The sequence below is a fragment of the Brumimicrobium aurantiacum genome (genome assembly GCF_003402975.1).
Classification (GTDB): domain Bacteria; phylum Bacteroidota; class Bacteroidia; order Flavobacteriales_D; family Crocinitomicaceae; genus Brumimicrobium; species Brumimicrobium aurantiacum.
In genome coordinates this window covers 242,708-264,274 of sequence record NZ_QURB01000001.1, presented here as the reverse complement: position 1 = coordinate 264,274, position 21,567 = coordinate 242,708, and the positions used below count along the sequence as shown (strand labels likewise).

Below are 21,567 nucleotides of genomic sequence, written 5' to 3'. Positions count from 1 at the left end.
TTTGAAAACTAAAGGTTTAATCATAAAAAATAATACACTATGAAAAACTTTAAATTTACCACATTTATTACCTCAATTATGCTGTCTTTAAATGGTTATGGTCAGAACCACTCGGCCTTCCTTGATTATAATAACGTTAGTGCAATGATCATGAATAATGGCTCTTTGTTTTATGATATTATGGCTGGTTCTGCGGGTTATGAAGTACCGGCCGGAAGTAATAATCATTTAATCTTTCAAGGAGCATTTTGGTTTGGAGGCACAAATGAAAATGGAGACTTAAAACTAGCTGCTCATGCCTATGGAGAGGATAACGATTATTCAATCGGCCCATATTCGAGTACAGGAGAATATATGGAACCTGTATATTTTAATAAATACAATTCAGGTCTTTGGTGGGTAGAACGTATAGACATTATTAATCATATCAATAATCATGGCCAACAAGGATATGTTACTCCTTCTTCAATAATGAATTGGCCAGGAAATGGTGATACAACAGTTGGTGTTGCACATCAATTGGCACCCTATGTTGATGTAGATAGCAATGGAGTATATGAACCACATTTAGGTGATTATCCATGTATAAATGGAGATAAAGCAATTTATCAAATCATGAATGATGATGGAAATCATACCGAAAGTGGAGGGGAGGAGATAGGTGCAGAAATTCACATTATGGCCTATCAATATGTAGGTACTGGTGATGTTAATAATACCACATTTATCGAAACGAAAGTTATCAATAGGGGACAACATTCTTTTGAAGATTTTAAAGCAACTTTTTTCTTAGATACCGATATCGGTTTTGCTACGGATGATTATATCGGATCAGCGCCATCCAATAATATGGCATATTCCTACAATGCAAGCGCTTATGATCCAGGAGGGAATGGTTCGTCTGGATATGGAGCAAATCCACCTGCTGTAGGTGTTGTTTTATTAAACAAAAACCTAGCTTCCATAGGTACTTATTATAGAACTACAATGGGAAACCCTTCGATAACGGATCCACAAATTGCATCTGAATATTGGAATTATATGAATGCCAAATGGAAAGATGGAAGTGATTGGACACAAGGTGGAATAGGTTATGGAGGTAACAATGGAAGCACACAATTCTTATATGATGGGAACCCAAATCAAAATACAAGTTGGTCTGAAATGAATATAGATGGCAATGGAACAGTAAATCCAGGAGATGACCGTGTACTTCTACTTACAAGTGAGGAAGAAACTTTTCAGCCTGGTGAACAATTAATGTATAATTATGCGATTGTATACAATAATGAAAATGATCATTTAAACAATGTTGACAATTTGATCACAACCGCAAATAATATTCAAACCTTCTTTGACACAATTAATAACTACTGTGCGTCAAACACCAGTCTTAGTATTGATAATGAAAGTGAGTTGTCAAGTTTCAGTTTATATCCTAATCCAACAAAAGATCAGGTTCATGTAAAATGGACTGAAATAAACGTAAAATCGATACAAATTATATCATTCCAAGGGAAAACAATAAAATCGATTCCTGTAAACCAAAGTACAGGTGTTCAGACGATTGATTTAGGAACACTTTCTCCAGGTGTTTATTTTGTTGAAGTTGGAACGGAAAGACAGAAAATAATTGTTCAATAAACTATAGATTTATTTCGGATGTTAATGTAATTCTAATGATCCGATTATTACATTTGTCATAACTTAATTTAACCTGTGTCATTATTAGATGGTACAGGTTAAATTGTTTTAATTTGGAGTTTACCTGCTGATATTATATTTATTTAAACGAATTTAAAATGAATAATTTAGAACTTATTGAACAAAGAACCCAAGATTTGCGATCGCAATTAAAGAACCATAATCTTTACAGAAATTTAAATGCTGTTAAAGACGTAAGTTTATTTATGGAAAAACATGTTTATGCAGTCTGGGATTTCATGTCTTTATTAAAAGCCTTACAAATTAGTTTGACCTGTGTTTCATTACCATGGAAACCTGTGAAGAACGAAAAAACGGCTCGCTTTATCAATGAAATTGTACTTGGTGAAGAAAGTGATGTAAATGAAAAAGGAGTTCCTAAAAGTCATTATGAGATGTACCTTGACGCTATGGATGAGGTAGGTGCAGATACTTCTAGAATCTCTAAATTTGTTGAAGAAGTAGGTGATTTATCATCGGTTAATGAATATTTGGATCAGGCTGATTTGAAACCCGCAGAAAAGGAGTTTCTCAAATTTACTTTTGATGTTATTCAATCCAATGAAATACATAAAATTGCAGCTGCATTTACCTTTGGAAGAGAAGATTTAATACCAGATATGTTCATCGCAATTATTGAAAAATCAAATAATGAACATAATGTCGATTACCCAAAGTTGATGTACTATTTAAAACGCCACATTGAATTAGATGGAGATGAGCACGGTCCTTTATCATTAGAAATGATTTCAGAGCTTTGTGGTGAAGATCAGCAAAAATGGGACGAAGTTGTACAAATTTCAATTGCTGCACTTCAAAAAAGAGTTGAACTATGGGATGAAATTGAAAAAGAGCTTGAAATGCTGTGAATTACGTGTTTTTAATAATGAATGGTTGCTTTTATAAGTTGAATGGAATGTTAAAAATAAATAGTATACTCTGTTAATTAAATTATTATTTATATATTGTTAGCGATAATTCATTAAGACTCAAGCCCAATCACTTATTTTTATTTGTTACTACTATATGAAACGCTTAAAAATAATGTCTATGAAAATTATTAACACTGTTTACGCACTTGCAACTTTGATAATTTTGTTCGGTGCTTATTTAAAATTGAATGATTACGCTTCTTGTTCTAAATTCATACTTGGGGGGTTATGTTTAGGTATAGTTAACTCTGCGATTCATTACCTCATGTTAATCAAAAAAATTCAAGAATTAGAAGATAATCATGAAACTTCTAGTTAATCCATTATTAGTCTAATAATGTTGTGAACAATACTATTAGACTATAAATATTAATGAAGCATTTCTTATGTTTTACTATACGTTTGTTGATTTTCTATTGATTTGAAAAGTCAAAGGTTTATAAAGGTAAATTTTTTCGTTTCAATGTCTCCTCTTATTTCTCATCATAATCCTTATATGTGATGATGTTAAGAGTTTGATTTACCAACCTTTATAGCTAATATTCCGTATTAATCTTAAGTGGAGTTAAAGTAATTCCCATTAATCAATAAAACTACGGATATGAAAAACTCAATATTTATTTTAGGATCTTTTTTGATCTCTTTCTTTAATTTCTTAAATGCGCAACAAACATTGGATACCTTAAATGGGAACAGTGTTGCAGCGATGATTAGTGATGAGGGGATATTGTTCCAAAAACATGGGCTTGGGATGCCAGGCTATGAAGTTCCAGCTGGAAGTGGTAATAACCTTGTTTTTAGCGGTAGTCTTTGTTTTGGAGGAACAAATCAAAACGGAGACTTAAAACTCTCTGCTGATATTTATGCGGTAGATCGAAGATTCCATCGCGGCCCAATTTCATCAACAAATGATTACTTGGACACAGCTTACATATACAATTATGAGAGTGGATTGTGGACTGTTACTAAATCTGAAATTGTTTATCATGTTGACAACCATGATCAGCAAGGCTACGTTGCTCCTGACGCCATATTAAATTGGCCAGGAAATGGAAACACTGCAATTGGGGTAGCTTCTCAGCTTGCGCCATTTATAGATATTAATGGAAATGGAGTTTATGAACCCTATCTAGGAGATTATCCATGTATAAAAGGAGATGCCGCTTCGTATCAAATTTTTCATGAAAATCATGAACCTGCTTATATTGATGGAACTGAAGTTGGTGCTGAAATTCATCTAATGGCCTATCAGTTTAAGTCGAATAACTATATAGATTCTACAACTTTTATCGATGTTAAATTGATCAATAGAGGTTCAAATTCTTTCAATGATTTTAAAACAACTTTCGCGATGGATCCTGATATTGGTTTTGCTGAAGATGACTACATTGGTTCTGCATCAGTTAAAAATTTAGTTTATTGTTATAATGGTGATCCTCATGATGAAGGTGGAAATGGGGCGCCTGGATATGGTTCTGGTCCACCAGCAGTAGGACTTGTAAGTTTGAACAAAGATTTTGAATATTCATGGCATTTCCAACGAGGGGATTTAGGAACTCCAATTACGGATGATCCTGAAACGAATGCTGACTTCTGGAACTATATGAACGGTAAATGGAAGGATGGAACATATTGGACAGATGCACCTGGTGGCTATGGTCCGGGAAATGTGGTTCAGCATATTTATGATGGTAATCCTTATTTGGATACAGGAAGGACAGAATTAAATTATGATGGAAACGGAAATTCAAATCCAAATGGTGATCGACGTTTTTTTGGAACGAGTGGAGGAGAAGTTTTTAATCCTGGAGATACTTTAATCTATAATTATGCCATCATATACAATAAGCAAGGTGGTTATTTAGAAAACGTTGATGGTTTAATTCGTTACGCCGATTCTGTTCAACATTATTTTGATAACCTTAGTTCAGAATGTATACAAAAAGAAACGGGTGTTCAAGATGATTTCATTTTAAATGAAGAAAACTTAAAAGTAAATTTTGAAATTACACGTCTCGATGGTGAAGGAAATATGTCTCGTGCTGTTACTTTACATGAAAATTCTGAACAAGCTATTTTAACGTCATATTCCGTCGATAGCATAAAATATAAAAGAGGTAAAGGACCTATTGAAGCGCGATTAACAGATACAGTAAACCATGCTTTAGGTCATTTTGTTATCAAATTTCATGAGTATAACGCTGTTGATTCGGCAAACTGGACAATTTATCATTTTGATACTATTGGTGGAACTTTATTGGATTCTGCGATTTCAAGTTCGGCAATTAGTATTGGAGATGAGCAGTTTTTTCCACAATGGGAAATGGCCATAAGAATCAAGCAAGAAAACTATGTTTGCCCCGATTATAGAACAAATTGCGACGAAAGAGACAAGCATGCTTTACCCTTAAAGGCTACATTAAATTTTGAGAATAATGTGGAATGGTTAACTGGAGTTAAGAATACAAATGCTTCTTCTCCATTAAATTGGATAACCTCTGGAGATTATTTTCCGAGCCTAACGAGTGTACCAAATGACAGTGTCTATAATATTAATTGTTATTCCTCAAGGGGTTTTGATCCTCAAAATGTTTACAGTAAACTTCTCGATGGAATTGTCGCACCTGCTTGGTTAACTAGAGTAAACGAATGTTATTTTACTCCCATAGCTGTTTCTGAAACAATTGGAAATAGTCAAGTTTTTAGTTCGATAACACCACTTTCTCAAGCTGTTGTTTATCAGCCAAGTATTGATATAGTGTTTACAGCTGATACTTCAAAATGGACAAGAAGTCCAGTGATTGAGCTTAATGCTTTTGACCAAGGTTCAGTAGGAGGAGGAAAAGCAGGTTTATTACGTAAGAGTGCTTCTGTAAATAAACAAGGAAATCCAGATGGTACAGGAACTGGTATGGGGTGGTTTCCTGGTTATGCTATTGACGTAGAAACCGGAAGAAGATTAAATATTGCCTTTGGAGAAAACTCATCTTTAACGAATGATAATGGAGATGACATGATTTGGAATCCAACAGATAGGTTAATGGATAATAATGGAAACTTTGTTTTAGGTGGTCAACACGTAATATACGTTTTTGGTCGTGAAGAATTTGGAATGCCTCACTATGACGAAGGAGCATTTATTCATCAGCAACTGTCTATGGAAACAGAGCAAGCATTTAAAGATGTATATGCAAATTTGTCTTGGGTAATGCAGCCACTTTTAAAATCCGGAGCGCAATTAAATGCAGCTGATGCAAGATTAAGTATCCGTATCAATAAGGAGTTTAAAACCAAGGTGCTTTCTAATCAAAATGAAGGAAGACCAATGTTTTCTTGGGATGTAATTCCTTATGATCAAGTTGGACCTCCAAATCAAAGCAGTATGCTAATTTCGTCCATAAATGCTTACCCAAATCCAGCAACGAATCAAATGAATGTAGTTTGGAATAATGTAAGTGGTAATGAGATAAAGATTTTCTCTTTCCAAGGATTGCTCATTAATACAATCCCTATTTCAGCAAACGAAAATGAAAAGTTGATTGATATAAGTGGTTTATCGCCTGGAATTTACTTTGTAAATATAGGTAGCGGAGTAAAGAAAGTAGTGGTGAATTAATACCGAAATTTTTAGGCATGCAATAACTTCAAAAAAAACAAGCCTTCGAGAATTAACTCGAAGGCTTGTTTTTATATCTTGTTAATTAAAACGTTGTCACAAGTTTAGAACTGTTGGTCGCTTGTGAGTTACAATCTTTCAATAACTCCTGCTGCACCTTGTCCTGTACCAACACACATTGTTACAACACCATAGCGTTCGTTACGTTTCTTCAATTCATTCATCATTTGAACTGTTAATTTCGCACCAGTACATCCAAGTGGGTGACCTAATGAAATCGCACCACCATTTACATTTACGATGTCTGGATTTAATCCTGCTTCGCGAATTACGGCTAAGGATTGAGATGCAAAAGCCTCGTTTAATTCGAATAAACTAATGTCGTTCAATTTTAATCCTGCGGAATTAATTGCCGCTGGAATAGCGTCTACTGGACCAATACCCATGATGCGTGGCTCAACTCCAACAACATTGTAAGAAGCTAAACGAGCAACAGGCTCTAATCCGAGTTCTTTCACCATTTTCTCAGACATCACTAAAGTAAATGCTGCTCCGTCACTTGTTTGTGAAGAGTTACCAGCAGTAACTGAACCTTTTGCATCAAAAACAGGTCTTAATCGTGCCAATGCTTCATAAGTAGAACCTTTTCTTGGTCCTTCATCTGTATCTACAGTGTAGTTTTTTACTTGACGTTTTTCATTTTCATCCAAGTAAATGTGTTCAACTTCTACAGGAACGATATCATCTTTGAAACGACCTTCAGCAATTGCTTTTAAAGCACGTTCATGCGATTGCAAAGCAAATCTATCTTGGTCTTCACGCGAAATACCGTATTGTTGAGCTACAGCTTCTGCCGTTAACCCCATTCCCCAATACCAAGTTGGATTTTCCTTACCCACTTTTGGATTTGGCACAATTCTCCAACCTCCCATTGGAATTGCAGACATTGATTCGACACCTCCAGCGATAACACAATCGGCCATCCCCATATTGATTTTCGCAGTCGCTAATGCAATTGTTTCTAATCCTGATGAACAGTAACGGTTCACAGTCATTCCTGGAACCTTATTCGTGTCTAATCCCATTAATGAAACTAAACGTCCCATATTTAAACCTTGTTCTGCTTCTGGATTAGCATTTCCAACGATTACATCATCGATGCGACTTGGGTCCAAATTCGGAACATCTTCCATGATGCGCTTAATTACATTTGCTGCTAAGTCATCTGGACGATAAAAACGGAAACCACCACGGCCAGACTTCCCTACTGCCGTACGATATCCTGTAACTATATATGCGTTTTTATTTGTCATTTTATTTTGAGTTTTTAAGATGTTAGGTTTTTAGACATTGGATTTTAGACGTATGTCCATAATCTAATGTCAAAATTAACATCTATGGTTTTTTTTAATTCATTTTATTTTTTGGTTAACAAGCTTCTTTTGAATCCAATAATCATTTTTTGTAATTCATTAATATCCTTAATTAATTCCTCTATTTCTAAGCTATATAAATCATTTACGAGAATTAATTGAGTTTCTAATTCATAGGAAGATGAAATACTCATATTTAAAAAGTTAGTAAAATCTTTTACGGTTCCTCTACCAGAGCCTTCAGCAATATTAGAAGGAATAGAAACTGAACAACGTTGAATTTGAGAAACAAGACCAAATCTTTCATCTTTAGGAAGTCCCTCAGAAATTTGGTAAGTTGATTTTACAATCTTCATCCCATTTTTCCAAATGTTCAATTCCCTAAAATTATGATGTGCATTTCTCATATTCTTTATTGTTTAATTTCTACATCCTATCTCTCAAAACATAAAATCTTTCAGTCTAACATCTCCTAGTCTAACGTCTTCTTGTCTAACATCTTCTTGTCTAACATCTCCTAGTCTAACATCTCCTAGTCTAACGTCTTCTTGTCTAACATCTGAAAGTCTAATTTCTCAACACTTTTCCTTTCTTCACCATGCTTTCTAAACGTTCCAAAGTCTTACGTTCTGCACATAATTCTAAGAATGCTTTTCTTTCCAGGTCCAGTAAATATTGTTCTGAAACCTGTACACGTTCTGAAATATCACCTCCACAAAGAACATAACCTAATTTCTCAGAAATCACTCTATCATGCTCTGACATATAGTTTCCTGACATCATTGAGTGTGCTCCAACATATACAATTCCTAATCCCTCTTGACCTGAAATTGTAATGTTTTTCTCCTTTGGTGGAGCAGTATAGCCTTTGTTTGAGATTTCTAAACAGGCTGCTTTGGCACGTGTCAACTGACGTTCTTTACTCACAATTACTTCATCAGTTCCTTTGCGTAAATAACCTAAGTCAAATGCTTCGTGTGCTGAAGTAGCTACTTTAGCTTGTCCGATTGTAAGGAATCTTTCACGTAATGTGTTAATTCTGATGTCACCAGATTTTAGTTCATCTGAAAAACGCTTAGCGAATTCCTTAGAACCACCACCACCAGGGATCAATCCAACACCAAACTCAACCAATCCAATGTATGTTTCTGCGTGGGCAACCACTTTGTCAGCATGCATTGATAACTCACATCCACCTCCAAGTGTAAGGTTGTGTGGCGCAACAATTACTGGTGATTTAGAATAACGTACACGCATCATTGTATCTTGGAATGCTTTTACTGCAAAATTCAATTCATCGAAGTCTTGTTCAGCAGCCATCATAAAGATCATTCCAACGTTGGCACCAGCACTGAAGTTCTGTCCATCATTTGAAATAACCAATCCTTTGTATTTCGTTTCTGCTAAATCGATTGCCTTATTGATTCCTTCGATAACACCACTTCCGATTGTGTTCATTTTGGTGTGGAATTCAATGTTTAAGATTCCATCTCCAAGGTCAACAATGGTTGTGTCTGTGTTTTTCCAAACTGTATTGTCATCACGTAAAGCTTCTAACATTACTAAGTCTTCTGTTCCTGGAATAACTTTGTAAGATTTGCTGGCAAGATCGAAGTAAAGCTTTTGACCATTTTCTTTTTTATAAAACTTCGTTGCTCCACTTTCTTTCATGTCGTGAACCCATTGAGCGGCTTTTTTTCCTTGCTTTTCAATCAATTCTAATCCTTTCTCAAATCCTAGAATATCCCAAGTTTCGAATGGGCCTAATGACCAACCAAATCCAGCTTTAATGGCATCATCGATTTTGTATAAATCTTCTGCAATTTCGGGAACACGATTAGTAGAGTAGGCGAATAAGTCTCCAAAGATTGTTTTGAAAAATTCAGCCGCTTTATCTTGTCCTTGAACCAACAATGCAGTTCTTTTTGCCAAATCATCAACTGGCTTAGCCATATCTAAGGTTGGGAATTTTACACGCTTTTGAGGTGTGTATTCCATTGTATCTAAATCCAATGAAAGAATTGTTTTCTTACCATTTTCATCCTTCGTTTTCTTATAAAAACCTTGTCCTGTTTTAGAACCAAGCCATTTATTGTCAACCATCTTACTGATGAAGTCTGGCAATTCAAATACTTTGTTTTCTTCATCATCTGGACAATTATCCTTAACACCGTTGGCAACCAATACAAGTGTATCTAGACCAACAACATCAGCAGTTCTAAATGTGGCAGATTTTTGTCTTCCAAGAACAGTTCCCGTTAATTTGTCAATTTCTTCAACTGTTAAGCCAAGGTCTTTCACACTGTGGAAAAGCGACATGATTGAATAAACTCCAATTCTATTGGCGATAAAAGCTGGTGTATCTTTAGCAAGCACTGTTTTCTTACCTAAGAATTTACTACCATATTCCATAAAGAAATCAACGATTTCAGGTTTTGTTTCTTTGGTTGGAATAATTTCTAACAATTGTAAATAACGTGGTGGATTAAAAAAGTGTGTTCCACAGAAATGTTGTTTGAAATCATCAGAACGTCCTTCAAGCATCATGTTGATCGGAATACCTGAAGTATTTGATGTAATTAATGTACCTGGTTTTCTGTGTTTTTCAACATTTTCGAAAACAGTTTTTTTAATGTCTAATCGTTCAATTACAACCTCAATGATCCAATCAACTTCACTGATTTTAGCCATGTCATCCTCCATATTTCCTGTCGTAATTCGACTAGCAAATTCTTTTTTATAGATTGGAGAAGGCTTCATCTTTAAAGCAGAGGTAAGCGCAGTATCAACAATGCGATTTCGAACTACTTTATCAGTTAATTTTAATCCTTTCTTTTCTTCTTTTTCATCTAATTCTCTTGGAACAATATCCAAAAGAAGTACTTCGACACCAATATTGGCAAAGTGACAAGCGATCTGTGATCCCATTACACCCGAACCTAAAACGGCGACTTTATTTATTTTTCTTTTCATTTAATTGCGATTTAAATTATATAATTAATGCTTTTAGCTCATCTTCAACGTGCTCATCTATGGTTTCCATAACCTCAAAAAACGCTTGTAATTTATTAGTTGGGATAGAATTCAAAAGTTTTTCATTGAATTGAATAACATTTGCTTTTACTTCTTTTCGCAACGCAACACCTTGTTCTGTTAAGAAAATAAGTACTTTTCTTTTGTCATCTCTATCTACTTCTCTGTAAATGTATCCCCTTGTTTCCATCGTTTTAAGGGTTCTCGATAGGCTAGTAGGTTCCATACCCATTCTTGGTCCAAGTTGAGTACTAGGTGTTCCGTCTTTGTCAACAATCAATAAAATAAATCCTATTGACATCGTTAATCCGTGGGCTTTGGCTTTTTGGTTGTACATGCGTGATACCTTATGCCACGCGTGTCGTAGATGAAAATCTACGTAGTCTTCTGCTTTTGTATTTTTCATGGTTGTTAAAACTACAAAAAATATTAAGCATGCACAACAAAAAATCAAGAAAATTATAATTGATTTTGCTACAAATTGTTAAAGTACAGGAGTTCGAATTGAACGGAGGGATATGATGATCAATGACAATTTTTCTAAAAAGAATGAAGACCATTATTGATTTCGAAAAATACTAATCAATATACTGTATTAATTTATTTTTCTATAAGCCTTTCTTGCTTCTGTAACAAATAAGCTTCCTGGATAATCTCTCATTAATTTGAAGTAATATTCACCGGCTTTTTCATGGTTAAAAAGATGATTATCATAGATTTGTCCAATTTGGAAAAGTGCATCATCAGCTAAAATATCATCACCATGTTCTGTTGTTATTTGTTCCAATAATTCAATTGCTTTCTTCCATTCTCCCTTGAATTGGTAAGCAGAAGATTTTCTCATCAATATATCATCTTTTAATTTATGATCAGGAAAAATATCTGTAATGGAATCATAAAGCATAAAAGCTTGTTCATATTTATGTTGTTCGAGTAATAAATCTGCTTTTGCAAATTGAGCCATGGAGACAAAATTTGAATCTATTCCTAAATTATCGGTAATCAGAATTGAAAGATTCATAGCATCATTGGCGATGAGTCGGGTAGTGGCTTCTTTTAAAACATTAAGTTGGGATTGGGCAAATAGAAAGTCACCATCATAATAAAAGATACGTGCATTTTTAAATTTGGCTTCCTGACCGATTGGTTCAAATTTGAATTGCTTTTCAACTTGCATATAATAAAGTGAAGCGTCCCAAACATTATCTTGAAGTACCAAAATATCGGCGATTAATATTTTGACTTTAGCCTCTTCTTCTTCATTGTATTTTGGATACTTAAGGGCTTCTTCTAACACTATAATTGCTGAATCTGGTTGATCACCAAAATATGCCATAATGTATGCCATTTCTCTAATGATAGGCAGGGACTTACCATTTTTAGGCATTCGAGCTAAAGCTTCTTGGTATTCTTTGATTGTTTCATTGACTTGTTGATCGGAATAATTTCTGAATGTTGTAAGCTCTTTAAAACGGGTATTTAAAAGTAGTTGTTCAGCCATGTAACGGTAAGGAGTGTTACCGTCAAGATTAATAATGTATTGAAACGCCGATCTAGCAGTACTATATTCTTTGTTTTGAATAGCTTGATTTCCTAATTTGTAAACTTCTTTTCCGTCGTTTGCTAGTCTTTTATCTAAAGCCTTTACTTGGACCAATGCGGCTGGAAAATTCCCTTTTTGAATAAGCGCCCAGACCAAAAGTTCTGAATAGATAGTTTCATTGGGGTTCTTTTGAATCTTCTTAATTAATGCTGTTTGAAACATTTTAAATCGTGAATTGTCTTCCTCTTGAAAATCAATCATTCTTGGAATTAGTATCTTCAAGGATGAAATCATTCTTGGATTATAATCAAGGAGATCAATATATGAAGCAATCATTTTCTCATCTTGATTTAATGCACCATAAACTTCAGCAAATTGTGCATTTAAAGGGTAGTTTCCATTCAGTAACTGGTCTCCTTTTTCAAGTGTTTGTAATGCCAATTGATGTTTGCCTAATGCAGAAAATGATTTTTGCAAATCAATGATGGTACGTGGATTTGAAGGTAGGTTCTCAATTAAGTCTTGGAATGTTTTGTCTGCCTTCTTTTGATTGGATTGTTTTTCGTATTCATTTCCTAGTGCTACTTGATAGTCTAGATTATAAGGATGAAAATCAATTTGCTTTTCAATCAGTTTAATGGCTTCTTTTTCTTGATTTAATTCATTTAGACATGATAAATAACGTTTAAATATCAATTCTGACGGATTATTGTCGTAGATTTTTTCAAAGTAAGGAATTGCTTTTTCACAGTCCTCTTCATTGAAATAATACATTGCCAATTTTTCATCTGTGTTTTGACTAAACGCAAACGTAAAAATGAAAATGAAAATGATATTTAAAAAGTGTTTAATCATTTATTGCTTTGAAGATTTAAGCTCAATTAAAGAGTCTCCTATATGATTTACAATTGGGTGAAGTGAATCATATCGATTGTAATATTTTTCAGTTGTTTCTATATAATAGGAAAGAACCGTTTCGATTTCTTTTACCTTGGCTTGTTCATAGTTGATAAACTCCTGATATTTCTCTCTATCGTTAACGTTATTTTCAATATCATGTTTTAAATCTGCTAATTTCTTTTCTACTTCAGGAATTGTTTGCTTTACTTTGGCAAGATTACCAGAGTTTTTAGAAACTGCTTTTCTGATCTCTTTGTAACCGTTTATTTTCTCGGCTAACTTATAATCTATTGTATCAGGAGTATAATTGTTTTTGATTTTCAAGATAGTATTTCGTACAGAAATATTTACTTGATTTGGAAAATGGATTGTTGAGTCATTGGCAACCGCTTTCATACTGTCAAGCTTTGATTCCATTTGCTCAATGTCAGTTAAAAATTCTTTCTTTTCTCCATTGCTGCAGCTAGAAAAGGTTATAGAAATTAATGCTGCTGTAATCAAATACCATTTCATATTCATTGATTTTTTAATTTGAGTCAAACTTACGAAAAAACAATACGATTGACAAGCCAAAAAATTGTACAAAAAAAAGCTGCTCCAATTAAGGAACAGCTTATAATATTGTGTAAAAACTATGTTATTTTAGTTTTCTTGCAACTTCTTTTTCTTCGTATGCTTCGATAATATCTCCTTCTTTAATGTCATTAAATTTATCGATATTTAAACCACACTCATAGTTGTTTTTCACTTCTTTCACATCGTCTTTGAAACGTTTCAATGAACCAAGTTTACCTTCGTGAATTACAATTCCGTCTCTAATTACACGGATTTTAGAATTACGTTGGATATAACCTGAAGTTACGAAACAACCTGCAATTCTTCCTACTTTCGTAATATCGAATGTTTCTCTAACATCTGCAGTACCAACAATTTCTTCTTTAATGTCTGGAGATAACATTCCTTCCATTGCAGACTTCAATTCGTCGATTGCTTTGTAGATTACAGAGTACAATCTGATATCGATTTGTTCATCATCAGCCAATTTCTTAGCCATTCCTGTTGGTCTAACTTGGAAACCAATAATGATTGCATCAGATGCAGAAGCTAAATTCACATCTGCTTCGGTAATTGCACCAACAGCTTTGTGTACGATATTCACTTGAATTTCTTCAGTTGAGAGTTTCAATAATGAATCAGAAAGTGCTTCAATCGAACCATCCACATCCCCTTTTACAATAATGTTTAATTCTTTAAAGTCTCCAATCGCTAAACGACGACCGATTTCATCAAGTGTAATGTGTTTCTGTGTACGTAAACCTTGTTCTCTGTAAAGTTGTTCTCTTCGTGTTGCAATGTTTCTTGCTTCACGTTCATCATTCATTACATAGAATTTATCACCTGCACTTGGTGCACCGTTGATACCAATGATAGAAACTGGTCTTGATGGAAGAACTTCCTTCATGTTTTGACCTTTTTCATTCAACATCGCACGAACTCTACCTGTATGTTTACCAGCCAATATAATATCACCTACTTTCAAAGTACCTGCTTCAACAAGCATGTTTGTTACGTAACCTTTTCCTTTATCAAGAGAAGATTCAAGTACCGTACCAATAGCATTTTTATTAGGGTTAGCTTTTAACTCAAGTAAATCTGCTTCAAGCATTACTTTTTCAAGTAATTCTTCAATGTTTTTACCGTGTTTAGCTGAGATCTCTTGTGATTGGAATTTACCTCCCCATTCTTCAATTAGAATGTTCATTTGAGATAATTGTTCCTTTATCTTATCAGGATTTGCTCCTGGTTTGTCAATTTTATTGATTGCGAATACCATTGGTACACCAGCTGCTTGAGCGTGAGAAATTGCCTCTTTAGTTTGTGGCATCACGTCATCATCTGCTGCTACAATAATGATGGCAACATCGGTAACTTGAGCACCACGGGCTCTCATCGCAGTAAAGGCCTCGTGACCTGGAGTATCAAGGAAAGTTAAACGTTTTCCTTTTAGATCTACAGAATAAGCTCCAATGTGCTGAGTAATTCCTCCGGCCTCACCATCAGCAATTTTTGCTTTACGGATGTAATCCAATAGTGATGTTTTACCGTGATCAACGTGACCCATTACCGTAATAATTGGTGGTCGATCTTCTAAATCTTCTGGCTTATCTTCTTCAACTGGAATAGAGTCTTGAACATCTGCAGAAACAAATTCTGCTTCAAAACCGAACTCTTCCGCAACGATTTGAATTGTCTCAGCATCTAAACGCTGGTTAATCGATGCAAAAATACCAAGTGACATACATGCAGAAACTACTTCTGTTGGTCCAACATTCATCATAGAGGCCAATTCTGATACTGAAACGAATTCAGTAAGTTTTAAAATTGACTGTTCTTTTTCTTCTTGTTGGATTTCTTTTTCACGTTTTTCAGCATAAGAATCTCTCTTGGCTCTTCTGTTTTTCGAACCTTTTGATTTTCCTCCACCCGATAAACGTGCTAAAGTTTCCTTAATTTCTTTTTCAATGTCCTTTTCGGTAATCTCTTTTCTAGGCTCAGGTTTTTTATTTCCTCGACCTCTTCTATTGTTTGTTTTACCTTTTCCTGTATTCGACGAAGGCTGTTTTTTAACATCAACTTTCTTGATGCGTTTACGCTTTCTTTTATTGTCGTTTTCTTTTTTCTTAGGCGTCTTTTTCTCTGGTAGATCAATCTTACCTACAACTGTTGGCCCTGCAAGTTTTTTACTCGAAACAGAGATGAATTCAGTTTTCTTCTCTTCTTTTTTCGGAGTTTGTGCTTCTTTAGGCTTTTCAGCTTGTTTTTCCTGTTTTTGTGGAGCAGGTTTAGAAGTAGAAGGGGTGTCCTTCACTTGCTTTTTAGCAGCAGGTTTTTCTTCTTTCTTCTTTTCTTTTTTCTCCTTTTTCTTTTTGTCAGGACGCGTTCTTGTGTCGATGTTAGAAAGGTCAATTTTACCAATTACATTAAGTCCACCACTTTTTTCGTCTTTTGACTTGGCGTCTTCTTTAATGAGTTTTGGTGCTTTGTCTTCTTTTTCAACTGGTTTTTCAGTTTCCTTTTCAACTTCAACATCAGCTTTTGGAGTTTCTACTTCCTTGGCTTCTTCTGCCGGCTGTTCTGAAGGCTCCTTTTTCACTTCTTCCTCCACTTTTGGAGTTTCCGTTTCTTTTGGAGCACTTGGAGGAGCTGCTTTTTCCTCAGGAACATCGATTTCTTCGATTTCCTCATTAGAGATTTCCTCTTCTTCTTTTTCCTTAGTTTTTAAAGAAATAGTTTTTCTCTTTTCGCGTTTAACTGCTGCTTTCTCCGCCTCTTCTTTTAGCGATTGATCATCAGCAAATTGTTCACTCAAGATAGAATAGTGCTCAGGCTCCAACTTAGTGTTAGGGCTTGAGTCAATCTCAATCTCTTTCGTTTTCAAGAACTCTACTAACGTGGATATACCTACGTTTAATTCTCGTGCAACTTTGCTTAATCTTTTTACTTTACCGGCCATATATTACGTCCTTCCTATTAATCTATATTCTTTTTAAAATGCCTAAGTTAAGGTTTGTATTGAATCTATTCAAACTCTGACTCCAAAATCTTGAAGACTTCAAGAATTGTTTCTTCTTCGAGGTCAGTTCTTTTTATTAACTCAGCAACTTCTAATTCTAACACTGATTTCGCTGAATCGCAACCAATTGCTTTCAACTCATCAATAATCCAGCTGTCGATTTCATCAGCAAATTCTTCTAAATCTACATCTTCTACATCTTCAGCTCCTTCTCTGTAAACATCAATTTCATGTCCTGTTAAACGACTTGCCAACTTAATGTTGAATCCTCCTTTACCAATTGCTAAAGAAACTTGGTCGTTTTTCAAATAAACATTTGCTCTTTCTTCTTCTTCAAGTAATTCTACTGAAGTAATTCTAGCTGGAGAAAGTGCACGTTGAATGTACAACTGCATGTTGTTTGTGTAGTTAATTACATCAATGTTTTCATTACGTAATTCTCTAACAATTCCATGAATTCTTGATCCTTTCATACCCACACATGCACCAACAGGGTCTATTCTGTCATCATATGATTCAACAGCAACCTTTGCACGTTCACCAGGGACACGAACAATTTTCTTGATTGTAATTAAACCATCGAATACCTCTGGAACTTCTAACTCAAATAAGCGCTCTAAGAACTCAGGAGCAGAACGAGACAAAATAATAACTGGTGTACTGTTACGCATATCAACTTTTGCAACTACTGCACGAACAGGTTCACCTTTCTTAAAGTAATCTGATGGAATCTGCTCTGATTTTGGTAAAATCAATTCATTTCCTTCATCATCTAAAATAAGAATCTCTTTTTTCCAAACTTGGTAAACCTCACCAGTAATGATATCACCAATACGGTCTTTGTATATTTTGTAAAGTTGATCTTTTTCTAATTCTAAAATACGAGAGATTAAATTTTGTCTTAAAGAAAGAATATTTCTTCTTCCGAAATCTTCAAACTTAATTTCCTCTGATACTTCTTCACCTACTTCAAAATCAGGTTCGATTTTCACAGCTTGTGAATAAGCGATTTCTGTATTAGAATCTTCAACCTCTCCATCAGGAACGATTTCTTTATTTACCCATATCTCAAAATCACCTTTATCAATGTTGATAATAACGTCACAATGTTCGTCAGTACCATATTTTTTCTTTAAAATAGTACGAAATACGTCTTCTAAAACACGCATCATCGTTTGTCTATCTATACTTTTAAATTCCTTGAATTCAGTGAAAACTTCCATTAAGTTCATACTATTCATGAGTTCATTTTTTAAATGATATTACAATTTTTGTTTCTTTAATCTCGTCGAACGTGAATTGATGTTCACGTACTACAATCTCTTTTTTCTTTTTTCCTTCAACACGTTCCTTTGTTGTGGTTTCAAGCTTTAATCCGTTTTCATCTACAAAAGTTAATACTCCTTCAATGGTTTTGTTCTTTTCCTTGAGGTGTACTTTAACTTCATTTCCGATGTTTTTAACATATTGTTGCATAACTCGGAAAGGTTTGTCTAAGCCTGCAGAAGAAACATGAAGTTCGAAATCTTGTTCCTCTCTATCTAAATTGTGCTCAATATTCCTTGAAACAGAAACACAATCATTGATTGCAACATGACCTTCTTCGGTATCTAATTCTACTTGTATTACGTTTTTTCCAGTAATCGAAATCTCAACAATAAATAAGCCTTTGTCAAGTTCGTTTATTCTTTCTAACGCTAATTCTTCTATTAATTTTTTCTTCAGCATATTTACAAAAAGAGGGGACAAATTGTCCCCTCGTTCTATTTAATTTGTATATAAAACAGTGCAAATATAATTAAAATATTTCGAACAACAATATTATTTTTCTGAGTCTTAAGCTTATTACCTAAATTTAGGCTTGCTCAGTTGAACTGTTTTGCGTTGTTCAATTTGTTAAAAAGCATAAGAAATTCCAGCACTCAGATAAAATATGTTTCTAAATGTTTCATATCCTAACCTGTTTTTCACTGATTCAACATCAGTTCTGACACCAGGATCTATGCTTATAATTGAATAAGGTGAGATTGGACCAAATAACCCAAAATTACTTGTAAACCCGAGGTCTAAACTGATTCTTTCTGTTAATAATATTCTGTGGGTATAATTGACATTTAAACGAAAATAAGTAAATGGTTTGTTTTCTGTTTTCATATATTTATCTAGATCTTCATATGGCTCTCCTGATGAATCTCTATATTCTTTCGAAGTGTTTAAGAAATACATCTTTGGGCCTGCTTGAATCTGTAAAAGGAGTTTATTTGGTGAAAGTTGTTTTCCTAAAAATAAACCGAATGATAGCTGTGCATCAACAACGTGAAATAATGGTGTGGTTTTGAAGTTTGATATAGCTAAGTCCTGGTGAAGAAAAGTCATGTTATGAGATTGATAATTCATATCTATTCCCAATAAAACACGTTTTTTAAATAATCTACCATAAAACATGTTCAACTGAATGTTGAAATTTTGTTTCTTTACTTCTGTCTGACCATCTTCATTGTTCTTTATGTAATATGTCCCATATCCTGATTGATAATTATTGTTATAATAATATCCATAATCATAATCATAATCTTGATCATATGTACTTGCATCGTCGTTATGTAGCATAGGAGTAAAACGTGGATTGGCATTTATGTGGAATGAAAAAACGTTTTTTTGTCCATGAAAGTAGTCATATTGACTATTTACTTGATGAGCAAAAGGGATTAAGATGCAAAGTAAAATAAATGGTATATTTTTATTCATGACTTATCTAATTTTTGAAAAAACTAAGTGAGCGAAACCTTCGATAACTGTTTTCTTAAGTTTATATTTTGCATGATAATCCCTCGTTGACCAATGGCTTCCTGTTTTGAGGTTGATGTATGTAGCGTGACCATTAACAGCTTTATCAGAAAATTTATTGAAATAATATTCCCCTGTAATTAATAAAAGGTGAGGAGTATTGAATTCATTTACAATATTCTTCATCTCTTCATAATCCACCATTAAAATAGAGAAATTTCGCTCTTCTAAATTATAAGCTTGAACGATATATGAAGTTAAAATACAGGTTTGATTGTATTTTTCTGTGGTGAAATTCTCAACTTCACTTATATCTCTTGTAATGACTCTATTTTCAGGAGCATACCTATTTAATCCACTTTGAAAATATTCATAAAATAAAAGTGTCGTTTCAACATCAAATTCACCACTTATTTCAGCAGATAAGTTTGGTGCCATAAGGATTACGTCTCCTTCGATTGTGTATTCCTCTTCCTCTTCGTATTCTTTTTCACGTTCTTCTTTTATCCACTCTTCCTCATCTTCATAGGTTTTGATGAAATCAGCATTTTCTGCTAAATCATACAATACGAATTTCCAAAAGTTTTCATCGTTGAGGTTCTCTTCTGTTTGTTCTTCTCTTTGTTTACCTCTAATACGCTTAATACGATCGTATTTTGATTCGTTTTCTGGAATAACTTCCTCTTTTTCTTCCTTAGGAATTGTATCATTCTGTTGTTCTATAAATAATTGTTGAGCAACATAATAACTCCTATTCTCTAGTTCATTTAACTCGAAACCTCTAACATGTGCAAGGTTTCTAATGCTTTCTTTTTTAAGGTCTAGAATTCGTTTAGACTCAGGGAATTGCTGATGAATGTCCTCAATTTGACGAATCGTTAAAAGGGCGATTTCTTTTATAGAAAGTTCTTTAATTAATCCATAAAGTAATGAAAGTTGTCCCTCAATTCTTGAGTGACCTCTTGTAATTTGTCTCTTATTTCCTGAAATTGACTCTTGGTTGATGTTTGCCCAAGCAAGTGCCTTGAAAGTTTGAAGAAACTCATTGTTAGGGAATTCTTTCTCTAAAATGTAAATCTCATATAAGGCTTTTAAATAATCAGATGTTAAAATATTTTCCCTAACAGATTCAAATCGAGCAATATCCCTGACTTTTATAAACTCCTCACGCTCGATATAGTTTGTTTTGTCTCCCCAATTATCGTATTTCTCGATTTCTTCAGCAATGGTATCTCTTCTTTTTCTAATATTAGGATGACTACTTTTACTGTCATCGTAGTCTTCGAAAGCTAAGATAGGATTGGCTTCTTCTGGATATAAAGATTTAGGGATAAAAAGATCCTCGTTATTGAAAAATGAAGAATCAATTGTGATTTCATCAAATGATAGGTAAGAGTACATCAATACATCAAATACAGTATTGATTTCACGGTCGGAATATCCTGCAGAGTGATATAATTCTAAAGCGTTTGCATCTGCTTCAAATTCGTGATCTTTTGATAACATAACCATGTCTTCATAGTCTGTTGTATTTAATTCATTTTTGTTTGAGTTATTAAAAGAATGTTGAATGTGTTTTTCTAGATAATGTACTATTTCATGTGATAAAACATAGGCCAATTGTGCTTCATTTTCAATTTGAGAGAGTAAGCCTGTGGTTATGAAAATTACCCCAGGTTCTGTACAAAGCGCGTTGGTGATGTTTGCTTTGATTACATAAAATTGTAATTCTTTTTTAAGGGCGGGTTTATTTTCTAATAATTTATCTGCAACCTTATTCACAAATCTTGTCATTGGATCTCCATATAGGACGAATCCAGAAGTCAACAGGTTATTAAGGGAATAAGTTGTTGAATTTGAAAAATGCTCCCTTTTATCTTCGTCTACTTCTGTAGCCGTTTCAATTCTAGCTTTAACTTTGTCTTCAAATGCCGTTGTGAAAATAGGTGGCGGCTTACCTTCAGATAAAGTTGTTTTAAAATCGTCAAAGGATTCTTCTTGTCCATTTACCAAAAATGATATTAGGGAAAGAAAAATAATAGAAAGTGTTTTTACCGTATTTTTCATGGTATACAATTAATTTTTTGTCATATGATATGAAAATC

At 34.0% G+C, this 21,567-nt stretch carries 14 protein-coding genes; 3 read left to right on the top strand and 11 right to left on the bottom strand.

The features are described 5' to 3' along the window. The first annotated feature begins 39 nt into the window (after positions 1-39). From DXU93_RS01190 to DXU93_RS01175, 3 genes are all read left to right on the top strand, one after another. Positions 40-1,644: a T9SS type A sorting domain-containing protein gene (locus DXU93_RS01190; protein ID WP_116879412.1), complete on the top strand. Its 1,605-nt coding sequence runs from the start codon at positions 40-42 to the stop codon at positions 1,642-1,644. Between the two features lie 158 nt (positions 1,645-1,802). Then, on the top strand, positions 1,803-2,573 hold the full coding sequence (locus tag DXU93_RS01185) for a DUF3050 domain-containing protein (RefSeq protein ID WP_116879411.1): 771 nt from the start codon (positions 1,803-1,805) through the stop codon (positions 2,571-2,573). Between the two features lie 664 nt (positions 2,574-3,237). Then, on the top strand, positions 3,238-6,252 hold the full coding sequence (locus DXU93_RS01175; protein WP_116879409.1) for a T9SS type A sorting domain-containing protein: 3,015 nt from the start codon (positions 3,238-3,240) through the stop codon (positions 6,250-6,252). A 128-nt stretch (positions 6,253-6,380) separates the two neighbouring features. Here DXU93_RS01175 and DXU93_RS01170 read toward each other — a convergent pair whose 3' ends face one another. The 11 genes from DXU93_RS01170 to DXU93_RS01120 all read right to left on the bottom strand — a co-directional run bounded on the left by DXU93_RS01170 (position 6,381) and on the right by DXU93_RS01120 (position 21,529). Continuing rightward, on the bottom strand, positions 6,381-7,565 hold the full coding sequence (locus DXU93_RS01170; RefSeq protein WP_116879408.1) for an acetyl-CoA C-acyltransferase: 1,185 nt from the start codon (positions 7,563-7,565) through the stop codon (positions 6,381-6,383). A 104-nt stretch (positions 7,566-7,669) separates the two neighbouring features. After that, positions 7,670-8,032 carry a four helix bundle protein gene (locus DXU93_RS01165; RefSeq protein WP_116879407.1) on the bottom strand — a complete coding sequence of 121 codons (363 nt, stop codon included), beginning with the start codon at positions 8,030-8,032 and terminating at the stop codon, positions 7,670-7,672. A gap of 160 nt (positions 8,033-8,192) precedes the next feature. After that, positions 8,193-10,598 carry a 3-hydroxyacyl-CoA dehydrogenase/enoyl-CoA hydratase family protein gene (locus DXU93_RS01160; RefSeq protein WP_116879406.1) on the bottom strand — a complete coding sequence of 802 codons (2,406 nt, stop codon included), beginning with the start codon at positions 10,596-10,598 and terminating at the stop codon, positions 8,193-8,195. A 16-nt stretch (positions 10,599-10,614) separates the two neighbouring features. Next, positions 10,615-11,064 carry a MarR family winged helix-turn-helix transcriptional regulator gene (locus DXU93_RS01155; RefSeq protein WP_116879405.1) on the bottom strand — a complete coding sequence of 150 codons (450 nt, stop codon included), beginning with the start codon at positions 11,062-11,064 and terminating at the stop codon, positions 10,615-10,617. 189 nt (positions 11,065-11,253) lie between these two features. After that, complete coding sequence (locus tag DXU93_RS01150; RefSeq protein WP_116879404.1) at positions 11,254-13,056, bottom strand: tetratricopeptide repeat protein; 1,803 nt, start codon at positions 13,054-13,056, stop codon at positions 11,254-11,256. Continuing rightward, the gene (locus tag DXU93_RS01145; protein WP_123776009.1) at positions 13,057-13,614 is read right to left on the bottom strand and encodes a hypothetical protein; all 558 of its coding nucleotides are present in this window, start codon (positions 13,612-13,614) and stop codon (positions 13,057-13,059) included. Positions 13,615-13,738: 124 nt separating this feature from the next. Then, positions 13,739-16,615 (bottom strand): translation initiation factor IF-2, encoded by a 2,877-nt coding sequence (infB, locus tag DXU93_RS01140; protein WP_116879402.1) that lies wholly within the window; start codon positions 16,613-16,615, stop codon positions 13,739-13,741. Between the two features lie 65 nt (positions 16,616-16,680). Continuing rightward, a complete protein-coding gene (gene nusA / locus DXU93_RS01135; RefSeq protein ID WP_116879401.1) occupies positions 16,681-17,916 on the bottom strand; it encodes a transcription termination factor NusA in 1,236 nt (411 codons plus the stop codon). A gap of 4 nt (positions 17,917-17,920) precedes the next feature. Continuing rightward, positions 17,921-18,403: a ribosome assembly cofactor RimP gene (rimP, locus tag DXU93_RS01130; RefSeq protein WP_116879400.1), complete on the bottom strand. Its 483-nt coding sequence runs from the start codon at positions 18,401-18,403 to the stop codon at positions 17,921-17,923. Between the two features lie 168 nt (positions 18,404-18,571). Next, on the bottom strand, positions 18,572-19,423 hold the full coding sequence (locus DXU93_RS01125; RefSeq protein ID WP_116879399.1) for a hypothetical protein: 852 nt from the start codon (positions 19,421-19,423) through the stop codon (positions 18,572-18,574). 3 nt (positions 19,424-19,426) lie between these two features. After that, on the bottom strand, positions 19,427-21,529 hold the full coding sequence (locus DXU93_RS01120; protein WP_116879398.1) for a M48 family metallopeptidase: 2,103 nt from the start codon (positions 21,527-21,529) through the stop codon (positions 19,427-19,429). Positions 21,530-21,567 lie beyond the last annotated feature (38 nt).

Bases quoted from the DNA above. Each gene is read 5' to 3' on its own strand.
- DXU93_RS01190 (WP_116879412.1), top strand. From the start codon at position 40: ATGAAAAACTTTAAATTTACCACATTTATTACCTCAATTATGCTGTCT.
- DXU93_RS01185 (WP_116879411.1), top strand. From the start codon at position 1,803: ATGAATAATTTAGAACTTATTGAACAAAGAACCCAAGATTTGCGATCG.
- DXU93_RS01175 (WP_116879409.1), top strand. From the start codon at position 3,238: ATGAAAAACTCAATATTTATTTTAGGATCTTTTTTGATCTCTTTCTTT.
- DXU93_RS01170 (WP_116879408.1), bottom strand. From the start codon at position 7,565: ATGACAAATAAAAACGCATATATAGTTACAGGATATCGTACGGCAGTA.
- DXU93_RS01165 (WP_116879407.1), bottom strand. From the start codon at position 8,032: ATGAGAAATGCACATCATAATTTTAGGGAATTGAACATTTGGAAAAAT.
- DXU93_RS01160 (WP_116879406.1), bottom strand. From the start codon at position 10,598: ATGAAAAGAAAAATAAATAAAGTCGCCGTTTTAGGTTCGGGTGTAATG.
- DXU93_RS01155 (WP_116879405.1), bottom strand. From the start codon at position 11,064: ATGAAAAATACAAAAGCAGAAGACTACGTAGATTTTCATCTACGACAC.
- DXU93_RS01150 (WP_116879404.1), bottom strand. From the start codon at position 13,056: ATGATTAAACACTTTTTAAATATCATTTTCATTTTCATTTTTACGTTT.
- DXU93_RS01145 (WP_123776009.1), bottom strand. From the start codon at position 13,614: ATGAAATGGTATTTGATTACAGCAGCATTAATTTCTATAACCTTTTCT.
- infB (WP_116879402.1), bottom strand. From the start codon at position 16,615: ATGGCCGGTAAAGTAAAAAGATTAAGCAAAGTTGCACGAGAATTAAAC.
- nusA (WP_116879401.1), bottom strand. From the start codon at position 17,916: ATGAATAGTATGAACTTAATGGAAGTTTTCACTGAATTCAAGGAATTT.
- rimP (WP_116879400.1), bottom strand. From the start codon at position 18,403: ATGCTGAAGAAAAAATTAATAGAAGAATTAGCGTTAGAAAGAATAAAC.
- DXU93_RS01125 (WP_116879399.1), bottom strand. From the start codon at position 19,423: ATGAATAAAAATATACCATTTATTTTACTTTGCATCTTAATCCCTTTT.
- DXU93_RS01120 (WP_116879398.1), bottom strand. From the start codon at position 21,529: ATGAAAAATACGGTAAAAACACTTTCTATTATTTTTCTTTCCCTAATA.